Origin of the sequence: Cellulomonas sp. Leaf395 (assembly GCF_001424125.1) — a bacterium.
Taxonomy (GTDB): Bacteria; Actinomycetota; Actinomycetes; order Actinomycetales; family Cellulomonadaceae; genus Cellulomonas.
Window position 1 is genome coordinate 86715 of the sequence record NZ_LMQI01000003.1, and the last position, 16471, is coordinate 103185.

The window sequence follows — 16471 nt, forward strand, 5'->3', positions numbered from 1 at the left end:
GGGCGCGCGCGGCTCGGGAGGGCCGTGCTGAGCCGAGAGTATGCGGTACTCGAGCCGGACAGCGACACGCCAGGTCAGCGCGTTCTCCCGGCGCGTCGGGGACGCCGGGGAACGTCCGGGGCCGGACGACGGTTGCACGATCAGCAACCAACTCATCCTGGAGGATCCGATGACGTACGAGGTGACCAAGACCGACGAGCAGTGGGCTCTGGAGCTCGAGCCGCAGGAGTTCGCGGTGCTGCGTCGCGCCGGGACCGAGCGGCCGTGGACCGGCGAGCTGCTGGACGAGAAGCGGGAGGGTGTCTACCGCTGTCGGGCGTGCCACAACGAGCTGTTCCGCTCCGAGACCAAGTTCGACTCGCACTGCGGCTGGCCCAGCTTCTTCTCGCCCCTGGCCGGCGACCGGGTGGAGCTGATCTCGGACCGCAGTCTCGGCATGGTCCGCACGGAGGTGCGCTGCGCGAGGTGCGGCTCGCACCTCGGGCACGTGTTCGACGACGCGCCTCAGACCCCGACGGGAGACCGGTTCTGCATGAACTCGGTGAGCCTGACGTTCGAGCCTCTCGCCGACGGCGACTGACGGGAACCGCCACTCGCCGGGGTGTCGTGCGGCGTGCCGCGAGAGATAGCCCGGACGGGTGACGTCCATCTGGTCGACACGGGTGAAGTCGGCGCCCCGACCTGCCGATAATGCTCGCGTGGAAGACGTCCTGACAGTGCGCCGGTGGAGGCGTTACGGCGCCGACCGCCTCTACGTCACCCAGGGGAGCGGTGCGCGGGTCGGTTCGGTCGACCTCCAGTCCGGTGAGGTCGTCGCCGACGACCCCCAGCACGAGGTCGGGCTGCGCCGCGCCGCGCAGGCGTACCTGCGTGCCGACGTCACCGAGCTCGCGATGAGCCTGCCGACCGCCGGCGTCGGGGCCCTCGACCCGGTGGACGAGTCGGCGCTGCAGGCGTGGCTCGGCGGGGACGACTGGGACTCGACCGGTCTCGCCGGGATCCGCGGCGAACGCGGCAGCTCGCTGCGGACGCGGCTCGAGCGGATGGGCGACGCGGGCTGGCAGGTCGTCCACGACGTCCCGCTCGGCCGGCAGGGCAGCATGGTCGAGCACCTCCTCATCGGCCCGGCCGGCATCTTCACGGTCGCCGAGCGTCGGCACCCCGGGCAGCGCATCGTCGTCGAGGGCCGCACCCTGGAGGTCGACGGCCGATCCATGTCCTACCTGCGCGACGCGCGGCTCGAGGCCACCCGGGTGCAGGGTGCCCTCCTCGCGGCGGCCTGCGCGGCGGTCACCGTGCGCGGTGTCGTCGTGGTGCACGGCGACCTCGAGGTGCGGACGGTCCAGCCGCAGCACGACGCGTTCGCCATCGCGCGCCAGCACGTGCAGACGGTCTTCCGCGCGCTGCCGGTCCGGCTCGACCCTGCGCGCATCATGGCGGTCGCGCACGTCGCGCGACAGCGGGCGACGTGGTCGCGCTGAGCGTCCGGGTGTTGACACCCGATCCCCGCGATGATCTGCTGAAACGCGCCCCTCTGCTCGAGTGGCGATGCGGCGATACGCGTAGTGGTCCCGTCAGGATGTGACCGTGGTCGACGAACAGTTCCGCCAGCTCGAGCGCGAGCTCGGACTCCTCCTGCGGCGTGCGCAGGCCTCCTCCGCCTCGATCTCGCGGGACGTGCACCCCGACCTCGAACCCGCGGCCTACTCGCTGCTCGCCCTCATCGCTGCCTCGCCAGGAGTGCGGGCGAGCGACCTGGCCACGACGATCGGGGTCGGGCGGGGCACCATGTCCCGCCAGCTCGCCCGGCTCGGGACCCTCGGGCTCGTGTCGCGTCGCCCCGACCCTGACGACTACCGCGGCCAGCTCCTCGAGCTCACCGACGAGGGTCTGCACCGCTTCGAGACGGCTCAGCAGGCGCGGCGCGCGTTCCTGCGGCACGCGCTGTCGGGGTGGACCGAGAGCGACATCGAGGCGTTGGCCACCCAGCTCGGCCGGCTCAACGCGGACCTCGCGGCTGCCCGCCGCGCGCACTGAGAGCCGCCCTCCAGCACAACAGCGCCGCCCGGTCGGAGGGGCCGGGCGGCGCTGTTGCTCGTGCGGTCAGGTCAGCTGCGCCCAGTGACCTTCTGCTCGGCGTCGAGCGCGTCCAGCTCGGCGTCCACGTCGGCCTGCGCGGTGGCGGGCTGCTCGCCCTCCTGCTCCAGCAGCTGCTCGATGCCCGAGCGAGTGCCCAGCGGCACCTCCTTGAGGAACAGGACGGCGATCAGCGAGACGAGCGCGACGGGTGCCGCCACGAGGAACAGGTCCGCGATGGCGTTGCCGAACGACTGCTCGACGACGATCCGCACGTTCTCCGGCAGCACGGACAGGTCCGGGATGGCCCCGTCGGAGCCCATCACGGACGGGTCGATGCCGATCGCGACGAGGCCGCGGACCATCAGGTCGGTGACCCGGTGGGCGAGCACGACGCCCAGCGCGGACACCCCGAGCGCCCCGCCGAGCGTCCGGAAGAACGCCACGGTCGACGTCCCCGAGCCCATCTCGCGGACGTCCAGGGTGTTCTGCACGGCGAGCACGAGGTTCTGCATGAGCATGCCGACGCCCGCACCGATGATCACGAGGTAGAGGGACACCAGCGTGAACGACGTGTCGTAGTGGATGGTGCCCATGAGCCCGAGTCCCGCGGTGAGCAGGACGGCGCCGGCGATCATGAAGTTCTTGTACTTGCCGGTGCGGCTGATGATCTGCCCCGAGATGGTCGACGAGAGCAGCATGCCGACGATCATCGGGATGGTCAGCAGGCCGGACTCGGTCGGCGTCTTGCCGCGGGCCAGCTGCATGTACTGGCTGAGGAACACCGAGGTGCCGAACAGGGCGACGCCGACGGCGATGCTGGCGACGACGGCCAGGACCAGCGTGCGGTTCTTGAACAGGTGCAGCGGGATGATCGGCTCGCTCGCGCGGGACTCCACCCAGATCGCGGCGGCCAGGGTCAGCAGCGAGCCACCGACCATGGCGGCGGTCTGCCACGAGGCCCAGTCGAACGACGTGCCGGCAAAGGTGATCCAGAGCAGCAGGGTCGCGATGCTGATCGACAGGAGCGTCGCGCCGGCGTAGTCGATGCGCACCTTGCGGGCCTTGCGTGCGGGCAGGTGCAGCGTGCGCTGCAGCACGATGATCGCGGCCACGGCGAACGGCAGGCCCAGGAAGAAGTTCCAGCGCCACCCCGCGCTGTCGGTGATGACGCCGCCCAGCAGTGGTCCGCCGACCATGCCGATGCCCATCACGGCGCCCATGAGGCCCATGTACTTGCCGCGGTCACGAGGGCTGATGATGTCGGCGATCAGGACCGTGCCCAGCGCGGTGAGCCCACCGGCGCCGATGCCCTGCAGGGCGCGCATGCCGATGAGCATCCCCGGGTCCTGGGACAGCCCGGCGAGGGCCGAGGAGATGACCGAGATGGCGAGCGCGAGCTGGATGAGGAGCTTGCGGTCGACGAGGTCGGCCAGCTTGCCCCAGATCGGCGTCGAGATCGTCGTGGTGAGCAGGGTGGCGGTGACCACCCAGGTGAAGGCGGACTGCCCGCCGTGCAGGTCGGAGATGATCCGCGGCAGCGACGAGGACACGACGCTCGTCGCGAGGATCGAGACGAACATCCCGAGCAGGATGCCGGACAGGGACTCCAGCACCTCGCGGTGGGTCATCTTCGGGGTGCTGCCGTCGACAGAGGTCTCGGCGGTGCTGGTGGGTTCGGGCTGGGTCGTGCTGGACATGGTCTCGCTCTCGTGGTGCTGGCTGGGTGGCCCGCCGGCGTCGGCAGGTCGAAGGGTGGGGGTCAGGCGTGGGCGGGCACGAGCCCGCGGGCGGCCGGGACCGGTTCGGCGTGCCGGATGACCGTGCTCGTCAGGCGGTCGAGCGTCGTCGTGGCGGTCGCCAGCTCGTCGTTCGTCCAGTCGGCGAAGACCTCGCCCGCCCGACGGTCGAGGACCGCCGCGATCTCGACCGCCAGCGAGCGGCCTGCGGGGGAGAGGCGGATCGTGCGGACGCGCCGGTCACCGTCGTCGACCGCGCGCTCGACCAGGCCGCAGTCGACGAGCTGGCTGACCTGGCGGCTGGCGACCGAGATGTCGACGCGGAGGGCGTGCGCGATGTCGCTCACCTGCAGCGTCCCGCGACGCTCGAGGATCCGGACGATCGCGAACGCCCCTCTCGAGCAGCCGACCTCCCGGGCGGCCCCGAGGGACGTCTCGCGCAGCGCGCGGGTGAAGGCCTCGACGGACCTCAGCAGCTGCTGCGGCAGGGCCTCGGGCTGGACGGACGACATGGCGCTCCTTTTGTTGCTCGACGCAACCATACCAACCGATGCTTGCTTCAAGCAACCGACATCGCCGTTGCCTCCGTCACACAGCGACGCGGCCGGACCCGTGGAGTGGTCCGGCCGCGCGCGGTGGTGCTCAGGCTGTCGGTGCCACGCCCCGGCGGCCTCGCTCCACCTTGACGCCCTCCATGTCCTCCAGCTCGACGCCCTTGGTCTCGGGCACCTTCCAGAGCGTGAAGAAGAAGGACAGCGTCGCGAAGATCGCGTACATGAGGTACGGGATCGACGCCCCGAACGTGTCCAGCAGCGGCGGGAACGACACCGTGATGAGGAAGTTCGCGATCCACTGCGCGGCAGCCGCGACGCCGAGGGCCGCGGCACGGATGCGGTTGGGGAACATCTCTCCCAGCAGCACCCACACGAGCGGGCCCCAGGTCGCGCCGAAGAAGACCACGAACAGGTTGGCGGCGATCAGGGCGACGACGCCCCACGAGCCGTCCAGGGTCAGCTCGTCGCCCGTGCCCGTCGACTGCGTGAAGGCGAGCGCCATGATCCCGAGCGTCACCGCCATGCCGAACGAGCCGGTGAGCAGGAGCGGCCGGCGGCCGACCTTGTCGATGAGCGCGATGGCGATGAACGTGACGAGCACGTTGGTGACCGACGTGATCGTGGAGATCATGAACGACTGGCTCTCCTCGAACCCGACGGCCTGCCACAGCGTCGTCGAGTAGTAGAAGATCACGTTGATCCCGACGAACTGCTGGAACACCGACAGCAGGATGCCGACCCACACCACGGGCAGCAGCCCGAACCGGGGGCCCTTGAGGCTCGCCTGGGACGTCAGCTTCTTGTCGGTGGCGATCGTGTGCTCGATCTGGACGACGTGCGCCTCGACGTCGTCGTGCTCCGGCAGCGTCGTCGCGAGCACCGCCTTGGCCTCCTCGCGCTTGCCCGTGGCGATGAGGTAGCGCGGCGACTCCGGAATCTGGAGCGCGAGGATGCCGTACACCGCCGCCGGGATGACCGCGACGATGAACATCCAGCGCCACGCCTCGAGGCCGAACCACAGCTCCTCCGACGCGCCGCCGGCCGCCGTCGCCAGCAGCTGGTCGGACAGCAGCGCCGCGAAGATACCGAGGGTGATCGCGAGCTGCTGGAGCGACCCCAGCCGGCCGCGCATCGCCGCCGGGGCGATCTCGGCGATGTACGCCGGAGCGATGACCGACGCGATGCCGATGCCGATGCCGGCCATGATGCGCCACAGGACCAGGTCCCAGACGCCGGTCGCCAGACCGGACAGGATCGAGGAGACGAAGAACAGGACCGCCCCGAGGAACATCACGCGGGTGCGGCCCCAGCGGTCCGCGAGCTTGCCACCCAGCCAGGCGCCGAAGGCGCAGCCCAGCAGGGCGATGGCGACGACGAGCCCGGTGACGGCGGGATCGATCTCGAACTCGCCCTCGATCGCGTCGACCGCGCCGTTGATGACCGAGCTGTCGAAACCGAAGAGGAAGCCACCGACCGCCGCGGCGACCGCGAGACCGATGGCCTTGTTCTTGTAGGGGTGCGGGGGTACGGCCGAGCCGCCCGTCGCCCCCTGCGGCGACGCTGCCTGAGACATGATCTGCACCTCCGTCGGACCCCGGGCCGTTCCCGGGGAGATCACCCCCACCATGGCCCCGACCAGGAGGGCGTGCACGTCGGGGCGTGCCTGTTGGCCGAGTCCCGGCGCGGGAGGCATCATCGTCCGATGGACGGCACTGGTGGAGCGAAGCGCCCTCGTCGTCCCGCCATGCTCGATCCCGCGCAGGCCGAGGAGCTGCCCGGCGGGTACGACCCGGCCCTGCGCAACGAGGCGGCGCACACCACCGCGGCGGCCCTCGTGCACCAGGGCAGGGCGAACACCGACCCCGAGGTCGTCGCCCGGCTGGTGTCCCTGGTCGAGCGCGAAGGTCTCGACGTCGTCGCCGCGCTCTGGTCCGAGAGCCAGGCGGACAGCCTGCCCGGCGCGCTCTGGCGGCTGTACGTGCTGCGCGAGTGGGTGCGGCGGGATCCCGTGACGGTCGCGGACCGGTACCGCCTCGGCGTCGCGGCGGCCCCCGTGCACGACGTCGTCGCCGGCGTGGCCGAGGCCCCCGGCCCGGCAGACGTGCTCGCAGTGGCCGACGCGGTGCTGTCCGGTGTCTACACGGGCGAGCTGGACGTCGCACTGGAGCGAGCGGCGGCGTTCAGCCGGGTCCTGGCGACGGGCGCCGCCTTCGACGCCGACCACCTGGACGACGTCGACCCGTCCGCCGCCCGGCGGCTGACCCGCGGCGCCGCGTCCCTCGTGCGCACCGCGGAGGAGCTCGAGCACGCCGCCTCGCTGTGGCGGGCGGACCGGCTGGAGTGACGTCGCCCACGTGGGGCTGGGTGAACGCGCAGGTCGGACACGCATCGCCGGACGCGCGGGCATCGACCGGCCGGACGTGGCGGAAGGGCGGGCGTACGATGAGCGGCGACGTCGGGCCGCGGTAGCCCCGGGCTCCATCTCAAGCCGCTTCGAGCGGCCTCGCGCCGAGAGGCGCTCCGCGGTCCGGCGTCGCCCACCATGCGCATGTACTCACGGGCGTCGCCCGGCTGTCACCATGTGTCCACGCGCGCGTCGGCGTGCGTTAGGCATCCGAGCCACCGTGTCCTAGCCTGATCCCGCCCTTCCCCGCTGGTCGTTCCCTCCCCCCCACCCTGTCTCCCGGAGCCCGCTGTGCGCCTGCGCCTCACCCCGCGCGACACCACGTTCTTCGACCTCTTCGCCGCTCAGGCGATCCATCTCGTCACCGGTGCCAACCTGCTGGGCGAGATGCTCGGGGCCGACCGCCCCACCCGCAAGGAGATCGGCAAGCGCATCGCCGACGCCGAGCACGAGGCGGACGACGCGACCCACTCGATCATGCGTCGGCTCAACCAGACGTTCGTCACCCCGTTCGACCGGGACGACATCTACATGCTGGCCTCGAGCCTCGACGACTGCATGGACTTCATGGAGGAGGCGGCGGACCTCATCGTCCTGTACAAGGTCGATGCCCTGCCCCCGCGCGTCTCCGACCAGGTCCAGGTGCTCCAGCGCGCCGCCGAGCTCACCGCGGAGGCCATGCCCCGCCTGCGGTCGATGGACTCGCTGTCCGAGTACTGGGTCGAGGTCAACCGCCTGGAGAACCAGGCCGACAAGATCCACCGCAAGCTCCTGGCCCAGCTGTTCGACGAGGTCACCGACCCGATCCAGCTGATGAAGGTCAAGGAGATCGTCGAGAAGCTCGAGGACGCCGCCGACGCGTTCGAGAAGGTGGCGAACACCGTCGAGACCATCGCGCTCAAGGAGTCCTGAGCCCGGTGGAACTGGCGCTCGTCGTCATCGTCGTCGCGTTCGCGCTCGGCTTCGACTACACCAACGGCTTCCACGATGCGGCGAACGCGATCGCGACCTCGGTCTCGACCCGCGCGCTGACGCCCCGCGCTGCGCTCATCATGGCGGCGGTGTTCAACCTCGTCGGCGCCCTGCTGGGTACGCAGGTGGCGACGACCATCGCCGAGGACATCATCGACGTCGGCGGCGTCTCCTCCCAGGAGGCGCTGATCATCGTCCTGTCCGGGTTGATCGGCGCGATCTCCTGGAACCTCATCACGTGGTGGCTCGGCCTGCCGTCGTCGTCCACCCACGCCCTCATCGGTGGTCTGACCGGTGCCGGGATCGCCGCCCACGTGACGGTGTACTGGGACGCGATCCTGGACAAGGTCGTCATCCCGATGATCTTTTCCCCGCTCGTCGGCTTCTCCCTGGCGTTCGCGCTGATGGTGGGGGTGCTGTGGCTGGTGCGGAACTCCGCGCCCGCCCGCACCATGCGTCGCTTCCGGGTGGCGCAGACCGCGTCCGCCGCGGCGATGGCCCTCGGGCACGGCCTCCAGGACGCGCAGAAGACCATGGGCGTGATCATGCTCGCGCTCATCGCCGGCGGCTTCTACGAGCAGGGCGACAGCATCCCGCTGTGGGTCAAGCTCTCGGCGGCCACGGCGATCTCGCTCGGCACCTACTCCGGCGGCTGGCGCATCATGCGCACGCTCGGCCGCAAGATCATCGAGCTGGACCCGGCACGCGGCTTCGTCGCCGAGTCGGTGGCCGCCTCCGTGCTCTACACCAGCGCCTACTGGCTGCACGCGCCGATCTCGACCACGCACACCATCACGTCCGCGATCATGGGCGTCGGCGCCACCAAGCGGCTGTCCGCGGTCCGCTGGGGCGTCGCCAAGAACATCGGCGCCGCGTGGGTGCTGACCATCCCCATGGCCGCGCTCGTCGCCGCCTGCGTCTACTGGATCCTCAACCCGATCCTGACCTGACGCGCGACGGCTACTGCTCGCCGGGGCGGTGCGTCTCCGTCGCGACCACGCGCGGACCCTTCGGGGTCTGCGCGACGTGCGCCACCAGGACCTGCGCCGGGTGCAGGAACGGGTCGCTGACGGGCAGCGCGTCGGCGACGCTGCGGCGGGCGTGCTGCGCCAGCACGTCGACCACCGTGGGGAGCACCGGCCGGTGCGTGCACAGCACCGCGTCCCCCGTCAGCTCCAGGAGACGCAGCACCTCGGCTGCCACCCGTGCCGGCGACGTCGAGTGCTCCGCCTCGGTGAGCACGGGCAGCACCTCGGCGGGGACCTGGGCGGCGGCCGCGTAGGGCGCGACGGTGCTCACGCAGCGTGCCCACGCGCTGGTGACCACCCGGGCCACGCCGAACGTCGACAGCACCGGTACCAGCGCACGGGCCTGCCGCTGGCCCACCGCGGTGAGCGGCCGGTCCAGCTCGGTGCCCTTCCAGTCCGCGCGGCGACGGGCCGTCCCGTGGCGGGCGATCACGAGTGCGCGGGTGTCCAGGCGACCCTTTCCGTACGCCTCGACCAGCTCGGCCAACGGGGCCCGGTCGTCGTCGCGGGTCAGCCGCTTGGCGGCCGTGACCACGTCGAACCAGCGCAGCTGGTCGATCTCCTTGGGGGACACGGGCGGGACCGGCGCGCGGGCGCGCAGCGCTGCGGAGTCCGGGCGGCCGGCGATCTGGGCCGCCCAGTAGTGGACGCGCTTGCGGCGGCCGTCGGACAGCCCGTACTCGAGCCCGGGCAGCGGGATCCCGAGGACGACGTCATGAGCGGTCTCCTCGGCGACCTCGCGGGTCGCCGCCGCGAGGATCGTCTCGCCGGGGTCCACCTTGCCCTTCGGCCACGACCAGTCGTCGTAGCGGGGACGGTGCACGAGCGCGACCTGCAGCGTGCCCAGGCGGACGCGCCACACCAGGGCCCCGGCCGCCTCGACGACGGCCGGCGCGTGAGGTGCGGTCACCGTCCTGTGCCCGGGCGGCGCCGCTGCCGGTAGATCAAGGCGGCCTGCAGGTCGACCAGCGGTCCGTCCGGGCCGAGGTGGTGCCGCTGCCACGTCCCGTCCTGCTCGAGGTGCCACGAGGACGTGCCGTCGTCGGTCGACTCGTCCATGAGCTCGATGAGCTCGCTGACCTGATCGGGGTCGGCGATGCGGACCAGTGCCTCGACGCGCCGGTCGAGGTTGCGGTGCATCAGGTCCGCGGAGCCGATGTAGACCTCCGGACCCTCGAAGGCCGCGTCAGCAGGGGCCGTGGCGTGCGCGAACGCGAAGATGCGCGAGTGCTCCAGGAACCGGCCGAGGATCGAGCGCACCCGGATGGTCTCGGACAGGCCGGGGACCCCGGGACGCAGCGCACAGATCCCGCGGACCACCATGTCGATGGGGACGCCCGCCTGCGACGCGCGGTACAGGGCGTCGATCGTGGCCTCGTCGACCATCGAGTTGACCTTGATCTTGATCCACGCCGGCTGACCCATCCGCGCGGCGTCCGCCTCCCGGTCGATGCGGTCGATGAGCCCGGACCGCACCGAGCGGGGCGCCACCAGCAACCGGTTGAACCGGGACTTCGGCGCGTAGCCCGACAGCTGGTTGAACAGGCGGGTCAGGTCCTGCCCCACCTCCGGGTCGCTGGTGAGCAGCCCGTGGTCGGTATAGAGCCGCGCCGTCTTCGGGTTGTAGTTGCCGGTGCCGATGTGGCAGTAGCGACGCAGCCCGTCGGGCTCGTGGCGCACCACCAGCGACAGCTTGCAGTGCGTCTTGAGGCCGACGATGCCGTAGACGACGTGCACCCCGGCCTGCTCGAGCTTGCGCGCCCAGGAGATGTTGTTCTGCTCGTCGAACCGCGCCTTGATCTCCACCAGCGCCAGCACCTGCTTGCCGGCCTCCGCGGCGTCGATCAGGGCGTCGACGATCGGGGAGTCGCCCGACGTCCGGTACAGGGTCTGCTTGATGGCCAGCACCTGCGGGTCCGCCGCCGCCTGCTGCAGGAACGTCTGCACCGAGGTGGAGAACGAGTCGTACGGGTGGTGCAGCAGGATGTCGCGCTCGCGGATCTTGGCGAACATGTCCGCGGGCGTCGCGCTCTCGACCTCGGCCAGCTGGCGGGGCGTGGAGGCGATGAACCGGGGGAACTGGAGGGCCGGGCGGTCGAGGTCCGCGATGAGGTTGAGGCCGGTCGCGTCCAGCGGCGCCGGCAGCTGGTACACCTCGTCCTCCGCGACGTCGAGCTCGCGGATGAGCAGGCTGCGGATGCGGGGGCTGATGCCGTCGGCGATCTCGAGGCGCACCGGCGGACCGAACCGTCGGCGCAGCAGCTCCTTCTCCATCGCCTTGAGGAGGTTCTCGGCGTCGTCCTCTTCGACCTCCACGTCCTCGTTGCGCGTGACCCGGAACGTGTGGTGCTCCTGGACGACCATGCCGGGGAACAGCTGCTCCAGGTGCTCGGAGATGACGTCCTCGACGGGCACGAACGACATCGGGCCCTTGTCGGGCGACGCCGCCTGCACGTCGGGGGCGCTCGGCCGGCCCGACGCGTCGACCGCGATGAACCGCGGCAGCAGCGGCGGCACCTTGACGCGGGCGAAGTGCTCCTTGCCGGTCGCGGGGTTGGTCACCACGACGGCCAGGTTCAGCGACAGCCCCGAGATGTACGGGAAGGGGTGCGCGGGGTCCACCGCGAGCGGGGTCAGCACGGGGAAGATCTGCCGGCGGAAGAACTTGCGCAGGCGGTCCTGCTCGCTCTCGCCCAGCTCGTCCCAGCGGACCAGCGTGATGCCCTCGTGCGCCAGCGCCGGCTGCACCTGCTCGGCGAACACCGCCGCGTGGCGGGCCGTGAGCCTGTGGGCCTCCTCGCTGATCGCCTCGAGGACCTGCCGCGGGGACAGGCCCGAGGCGGCCGTGACCGCGATGCCGGTCGCGATGCGCCGCTTGAGACCGGCCACCCGGACCATGAAGAACTCGTCGAGGTTGGACGCGAAGATCGCCAGGAACCGCACCCGCTCCAGGAGCGGGATGTCCCCGTCCTCCGCCAGCTCGAGCACCCGCTGGTTGAAGGCGAGCCAGGAGAGCTCGCGGTCCAGGAATCGTCCGTCGGGCAGCGGCTCTGCGGTGTCGATGTGCTCGTACTCGCTCTGGGCCATGTGTTCGGCGATGGCCGCGGCCAGTGCGGGGTCGAGGGCGGTGGCGTCCGTCATGCGCCCATCGTGACACCCGGAGGTGAACTCGGGGTATCGGAACCGAACATGACGTCCACGGCCGAGCGGACGAAGCCCGCGCGCTCGTACGTGTGCACCGCGACGGTGTTCTCCGCACCTGTGTAGAGGATGGCCGCGCCCAGCCCGCGAGTCGCCAGGTGGTCGAGCCCCAGCGCCGTCAGGGCGCGTCCCAGGCCCAGTCCCTGGGCGTCGGGGTCCACGCCCACGACGTAGATCTCGCCGACCGGCTCCGCGCCGTGCTCGCCTGCGGGGTGCACCTTGGTCCACACCGAGCCGAGCAGGATCTGGTCGCGCTCCGCCAGCAGGAAGCCCTCCGGGTCGAACCACGGCTCCGACTCCCGCGCGCGCAGGTCCGCCGACGTCATCCGGCCCTGCTCCGGGTGGTAGGCGAACGCGCGGGAGTTCACGCGGCGCCACGCCTCCTCGTCGCGGCCCGGCTCGAACGGCCGCACCGTGACTCCCGCGGGCAGGACGGGTGCGGTCTGCGGCCGGGTCGTCAGGTCGACGCGCATCTGCAGGAGCTCACGCACGACGGCCATGCCCTGGTCCTCGGCGAACCGACGCGCCGCCGGCAGGTCCCCGTGCGCCCACACCCGCAGCGTGCGCCCMGGGACGACCGCGGTCTCCGCGAGCGCTCGGGTCAGCAGCGCGCGACCCACCCCGGCGCGGCGGTGCCCCGGGTCGACGACCAGCTCCGCCTTCGTGGACGACTGCGTGCCGACATCGAGCTGGGCGTAGCCGACGAGGTCGGGGCCGACCGCCGCGCACAGGTGGATCACCGGCGCCTCCGTCGCACTGAGCCACAGCAGCGGCTGCTCCGAGAGCGGGTGGACCCCGTCGACCGCCGCGGCCCGGTCCGCGAGCGCGCGCACCGCACCGGCGGAGCCTGCCGACAGCGGCCCTGCTGTCGCGCCGAGGATGACCTGCGTGGACACGTCGTCGAGCATGGCTCATCCCACCACGGGTCGGGCTCCGCCGGGCCGCTCCACGGTCGGCCCGATCGGGTGAGCGGGTACCTTGGCGGGCGATGGACGCCTCGGGGAACGCCTTGCCGCACGACGACCGCCCGCAGGACACCCGCCGCTCGAGGCGGGCGCGGCGCGCGGCGGAGGCGGCGAGCCCGGTCGACGTGACGGTGGTCGTGATCGGCGCGGGACAGGCCGGGCTCTCCGCGGCCTACCACCTGCGGCGCGCGGGACTCGTCGCGGTCGGCGAGCGCGGCTGGGAACGGGCAGCGGCGACGTTCGTCGTGCTCGACGACGGCGCGCAGGCCGGTGGCGCGTGGCAGCACCGGTGGCCCGGCCTGACCATGGCCGAGGCGCACGGTGTGCACGACCTGCCGGGGATGCCCCTCGTGGTGGCCGACCTCGCCGAACCCGCGGCCTTCGCCGTCCCCTACTACTTCGCGCAGTACGAGGACGCGTTCGAGCTCCGCGTGCAGCGCCCCGTCCGCGTCGAACGGGTCGAGTCCGAGACCGACGGGGCTGGATCTCTCCTGGTCCACTCCCGCGCCGTCGACCGACCCGACGAGACCGTCGTCTGGCGCGCCCGCGGCCTCATCAACGCGTCCGGCACGTGGAAGAAGCCGTTCTGGCCCGCCTATCCGGGCCGGGGCGCGTTCCGCGGACGACAGCTGCACGCGCACGACTTCCGGCTCCCGGCCGACCTTGCCGACGGCCACGTCGTGGTGATCGGTGGAGGCACGTCGGCCGTCCAGCTGACGCTGGCGCTCGCGCGGGTCACCACCACGACCTGGGTCACCCGCCGGCCCCCCGCCTGGCGCGACGAGACGTTCACCCCCGAGGTCGGGCGGGACGCCGTCGCCCAGGTCGACGAGCGCACCCGCGCCGGTCTGGCGCCGCAGAGCATCGTGAGCGTGACGGGACTGCCGCTCACGCCTGCCTACCGCGCCGGCATCACCGCCGGGGTCCTGCGGGCGCGGAGGATGTTCGACCGCATCACCCCCGACGGCGTCGAGTGGGACGCCCCCGACAACCCCTCCGATGGCTGGGTCGGCGGCCCCGCCCACGTCCAGGCGCGCACGCTCCTGTGGTGCACAGGATTTCGGGCCTCGCTCGACCACCTGGGGCCCCTCGGACTGCGCGCACGCGGCGGCGGCATCGTCATGGATGGCACCCAGGTCGTCGCCGACCCCCGGATCCAGCTCGTCGGGTACGGCCCGAGCGCGTCGACCGTGGGCGCCAACCGTGCCGGCCGCGAGGCGGCCCGCAACCTGCGGCCCCTGTGGAATTAGTGGAATGGAACATTCCGTTCTGCTAAACTGAGGCATCGACCCGCCGACGGAAGGCATCGCGATGACCGAGCAGACCACCCCCGTCACCAGCTGGACCGTCCTCGACGAGGCGCACCGCGCCCTGCGCGACGCCGCGGCGGCGGTGCCGTCGGACGCCTGGGACCGCCCGACGCCCTGCGCGCAGTGGACCGTCGCTCAGGTGCTGCAGCACGCCGCGGGTGACCAGCAGGGGTACGCCGCCACGATCACCGGCGAGGGATGGCCCACCGAGAACCCCTTCGAGCCGTCAGGACACCTGGCCGGGGACCCGGTGGCCCTCGTCGAGCAAGCCACCCGCGCCGCCGCCCTCGCCTGGTCGACGATCCCGGCGGACGGTCCGGACGTGACGACGCCGCTGCCCGTCGGCCCGCTCGCGCCGTGGGTCGGGGCCGGCGCGTGCGCGCTGGACGCGGCCGGTCCACGCCTGGGACATCGCGGTGGCGACCGGCAGGCCGTCCCCGCTGACGCCGGAGCTCGCCGCGGCGCTGCACGAGGCCGCTGTGATTTTCGTCGAGCCGCTGCGCGCGTTCGCGTACGCCCCCGTCCTGCCGCCGGAGGAGGGTGACGGCCCGGTCGAGGCACTGCTGCGCTACCTCGGACGCTCCCCGACATGGACCCCCTGAGACACACCTGACACGCGCAGGAGGCCGGGTCGTCGTGACCCCGGCCTCCTGCGCGATCAGTGCTCGATCAGCCGGCGGTGCAGCTCACCGCGGTCGAGGAGCTCGGCGCGGTGCCGCTGCCCACGAAGCCGTAGGTCGTGGAGGCGCCGGAGCCGAGCAGCCCGTTCCAGGCGGCGTTGGACACCGTCACGGTCGTGCCGGACTGCGAGTACGTGCCGGACCAGCCGCTCTGGACCGTGCCACCCGAGGGCAGGGCGAAGGAGGTGGTCCAGCCGCTGATCATCGCGCTGCCGTTCGTGACGGTGACGGAGGCCTGGTAGCCGCCGGGCCACGTGTTGCTGACGGTGAGGGCGGCGGTGCAGCCCTTGCCGGTGGGCGGTGGCGTGGTGGGCGCGGGGGTGGTCGGTGCCGGAGTCGTCGGCGCCGGGGTGGTCGGGGCGGGCGTGGTGGGTGCGGGCGTCGTGGGTGCGGGCGTGGTCGGCTGGACGCCGCCGAAGATCGTCGCGGTCACGGCCGTCGACTTGATGCCGTTGGTGCCGTTGAGCACCTTCTGGCCCCACGGAGACAGCTGCGCGGGGTTGTAGCCGATCACCATGTCGAGCACGGGGTCGGTGTTGCCGGACCACGACCAGCCGTAGTAGCCGATGTTGCGCTTGACGGCCTCGGCCATCACGGTGGCGTCGTCGACGTCGGCGGAGCTGGAGCGGTACCCGAACTCGCCGATGATCAGCGGGAGGCCCTTGGCCTTGAACGCGTCGAGGTAGCTCGTGATCGAGGACGCGGTGGTGTAGACGCCGTACATGTGGATCGAGAAGAGGGTGTTCGCGTCGGGGTCGGCGGCCGCGACCGTCGCGGCGCTGTCCCGCATGATGTTCTTCCAGTCCTGACCCCACGCCGGGGCGTCAACCACGATGTTGTGGTGCAGGCCGGCCGCACGCAGCTTCTTGATCGCGGCGGCCGTCTCACCGGCCCACCTGGTGTTGGCGGTGTCGTTGTTGCCGAAGGGCTCGTTGCCGATGTTGATCTGGATGTAGTCCTCCTGGCCCTGGAGCACGGGCGCCAGCGAGATCCAGTAGTTGGCGGCCGTGTCGAGGCTCGATGCGGCGCCCTCCTCGCCGTAGCCCGTCGTGTCGTGGTCCTCGAGCATGCAGATGAGCTCGTTGGCCTTGCAGAGGCTGATGATGTTGGCGACGTCGGCGGCGTCGTTCTTGGTCCACCGGGTGCCGTCGGACAGCACGACGCGCAGGGCGTTGGCGCCGGCCGCGCGGATCGCGGGGATCGCGGTGGTGGTCTGCGACGTGTACCAGGTGTGCGCGTGGCTGACGCCGCGCGCGACGAACGGGGTGCCGTCCTTCTCGACCAGCTGGGTGCCGGACACGTGCAGGCCGGGGGGAGTGGCGGCTTGGGCGGTGGTCGAGAACAGCGACGTCGCGCCGAGCGCGACGACGGCGGCAGCCAGGGCGGCGCCGGACAGCAGGGATCTGCGAGACCTCATGGGACTTCCTCGTTCCGTGGGCATAGGGGGTGCGCGTGGTCACACAACCAGCCCAGGCCGGCGCCTGCTCGGGCCGAAACGCTTCACACGGCAACGGCGGCGGCATGGACGACGAAGGGCCGGGT

Annotated in this window: 15 protein-coding genes; 8 read left to right on the forward strand and 7 right to left on the reverse strand. The window is 71.8% G+C overall.

Going from position 1 to position 16471, the window contains the following annotated elements:
• Nucleotides 1–169 precede the first annotated feature (169 nt).
• From msrB to ASG23_RS08200, 3 genes are all read left to right on the forward strand, one after another.
• Nucleotides 170–580: a peptide-methionine (R)-S-oxide reductase MsrB gene (msrB, locus tag ASG23_RS08190; protein WP_056024414.1), complete on the forward strand. Its 411-nt coding sequence runs from the start codon at nt 170–172 to the stop codon at nt 578–580.
• A gap of 118 nt (nt 581–698) precedes the next feature.
• Nucleotides 699–1481: a nuclease-related domain-containing protein gene (locus ASG23_RS08195; protein ID WP_056022998.1), complete on the forward strand. Its 783-nt coding sequence runs from the start codon at nt 699–701 to the stop codon at nt 1479–1481.
• 106 nt (nt 1482–1587) lie between these two features.
• Nucleotides 1588–2037: a MarR family winged helix-turn-helix transcriptional regulator gene (locus ASG23_RS08200; protein ID WP_056024417.1), complete on the forward strand. Its 450-nt coding sequence runs from the start codon at nt 1588–1590 to the stop codon at nt 2035–2037.
• A gap of 71 nt (nt 2038–2108) precedes the next feature.
• Here ASG23_RS08200 and ASG23_RS08205 read toward each other — a convergent pair whose 3' ends face one another.
• The 3 genes from ASG23_RS08205 to ASG23_RS08215 form a co-directional block, all read right to left on the reverse strand.
• Complete coding sequence (locus ASG23_RS08205) at nt 2109–3707, reverse strand: MDR family MFS transporter (protein ID WP_056024418.1); 1599 nt, start codon at nt 3705–3707, stop codon at nt 2109–2111.
• Nucleotides 3708–3838: 131 nt separating this feature from the next.
• Complete coding sequence (locus tag ASG23_RS08210; protein ID WP_056023001.1) at nt 3839–4327, reverse strand: MarR family winged helix-turn-helix transcriptional regulator; 489 nt, start codon at nt 4325–4327, stop codon at nt 3839–3841.
• A gap of 130 nt (nt 4328–4457) precedes the next feature.
• Nucleotides 4458–5942 carry a sugar porter family MFS transporter gene (locus ASG23_RS08215; protein ID WP_056024421.1) on the reverse strand — a complete coding sequence of 495 codons (1485 nt, stop codon included), beginning with the start codon at nt 5940–5942 and terminating at the stop codon, nt 4458–4460.
• A gap of 171 nt (nt 5943–6113) precedes the next feature.
• Here ASG23_RS08215 and ASG23_RS08220 point away from each other — a divergent pair, with 171 nt between their 5' ends.
• The 3 genes from ASG23_RS08220 (at nt 6114) to ASG23_RS08230 (ending at nt 8695) form a co-directional block, all read left to right on the forward strand.
• A complete protein-coding gene (locus tag ASG23_RS08220) occupies nt 6114–6713 on the forward strand; it encodes a hypothetical protein (protein ID WP_056023004.1) in 600 nt (199 codons plus the stop codon).
• Nucleotides 6714–7064: 351 nt separating this feature from the next.
• Nucleotides 7065–7685 (forward strand): DUF47 domain-containing protein, encoded by a 621-nt coding sequence (locus tag ASG23_RS08225; RefSeq protein WP_056023007.1) that lies wholly within the window; start codon nt 7065–7067, stop codon nt 7683–7685.
• Between the two features lie 5 nt (nt 7686–7690).
• The gene (locus ASG23_RS08230; RefSeq protein ID WP_056023010.1) at nt 7691–8695 is read left to right on the forward strand and encodes an inorganic phosphate transporter; all 1005 of its coding nucleotides are present in this window, start codon (nt 7691–7693) and stop codon (nt 8693–8695) included.
• Between the two features lie 10 nt (nt 8696–8705).
• Here the strand turns inward: ASG23_RS08230 and ASG23_RS08235 are convergent, their stop codons facing one another.
• From ASG23_RS08235 to mshD, 3 genes are read right to left on the reverse strand one after another with little or no spacing between them, the layout of a single operon-like run.
• Nucleotides 8706–9683 (reverse strand): NUDIX hydrolase, encoded by a 978-nt coding sequence (locus ASG23_RS08235; RefSeq protein ID WP_056023013.1) that lies wholly within the window; start codon nt 9681–9683, stop codon nt 8706–8708.
• On the reverse strand, nt 9680–11914 hold the full coding sequence (locus ASG23_RS08240; protein ID WP_056023016.1) for an RNA degradosome polyphosphate kinase: 2235 nt from the start codon (nt 11912–11914) through the stop codon (nt 9680–9682). Before ASG23_RS08240 ends, ASG23_RS08235 begins: the two co-directional genes overlap by 4 nt.
• Nucleotides 11911–12882, reverse strand: coding sequence for a mycothiol synthase (gene mshD / locus ASG23_RS08245; protein ID WP_056023019.1), 972 nt, complete (start codon nt 12880–12882; stop codon nt 11911–11913). The genes ASG23_RS08240 and mshD overlap by 4 nt, the downstream gene beginning before the upstream one ends.
• Before the next feature lie 80 nt (nt 12883–12962).
• Here mshD and ASG23_RS08250 point away from each other — a divergent pair, with 80 nt between their 5' ends.
• Together ASG23_RS08250 and ASG23_RS08255 are read left to right on the forward strand one after the other, a co-directional pair.
• The gene (locus ASG23_RS08250) at nt 12963–14189 is read left to right on the forward strand and encodes an FAD-dependent oxidoreductase (RefSeq protein WP_082515996.1); all 1227 of its coding nucleotides are present in this window, start codon (nt 12963–12965) and stop codon (nt 14187–14189) included.
• A 61-nt stretch (nt 14190–14250) separates the two neighbouring features.
• Entirely contained in the window at nt 14251–14793 is a 543-nt protein-coding gene (locus ASG23_RS08255) for a maleylpyruvate isomerase N-terminal domain-containing protein (protein ID WP_200941549.1), read from the forward strand.
• A 125-nt stretch (nt 14794–14918) separates the two neighbouring features.
• On the opposite strand, the gene ASG23_RS08260 is transcribed toward ASG23_RS08255, so the two are convergent.
• On the reverse strand, nt 14919–16346 hold the full coding sequence (locus tag ASG23_RS08260; RefSeq protein ID WP_056023022.1) for a cellulase family glycosylhydrolase: 1428 nt from the start codon (nt 16344–16346) through the stop codon (nt 14919–14921).
• Between the last annotated feature and the right edge of the window lie 125 nt (nt 16347–16471).

What these genes read in the sequence shown, in the direction of transcription:
- ASG23_RS08255 (WP_200941549.1), top strand. Translation starts at nt 14,251, where the DNA reads ATGACCGAGCAGACCACCCCCGTCACCAGCTGGACCGTCCTCGACGAG.
- ASG23_RS08260 (WP_056023022.1), bottom strand. Translation starts at nt 16,346, where the DNA reads ATGAGGTCTCGCAGATCCCTGCTGTCCGGCGCCGCCCTGGCTGCCGCC.
- ASG23_RS08215 (WP_056024421.1), bottom strand. Translation starts at nt 5,942, where the DNA reads ATGTCTCAGGCAGCGTCGCCGCAGGGGGCGACGGGCGGCTCGGCCGTA.
- ASG23_RS08220 (WP_056023004.1), top strand. Translation starts at nt 6,114, where the DNA reads ATGCTCGATCCCGCGCAGGCCGAGGAGCTGCCCGGCGGGTACGACCCG.
- ASG23_RS08205 (WP_056024418.1), bottom strand. Translation starts at nt 3,707, where the DNA reads ATGACCCACCGCGAGGTGCTGGAGTCCCTGTCCGGCATCCTGCTCGGG.
- msrB (WP_056024414.1), top strand. Translation starts at nt 170, where the DNA reads ATGACGTACGAGGTGACCAAGACCGACGAGCAGTGGGCTCTGGAGCTC.
- ASG23_RS08210 (WP_056023001.1), bottom strand. Translation starts at nt 4,327, where the DNA reads ATGTCGTCCGTCCAGCCCGAGGCCCTGCCGCAGCAGCTGCTGAGGTCC.
- ASG23_RS08250 (WP_082515996.1), top strand. Translation starts at nt 12,963, where the DNA reads ATGGACGCCTCGGGGAACGCCTTGCCGCACGACGACCGCCCGCAGGAC.
- ASG23_RS08240 (WP_056023016.1), bottom strand. Translation starts at nt 11,914, where the DNA reads ATGACGGACGCCACCGCCCTCGACCCCGCACTGGCCGCGGCCATCGCC.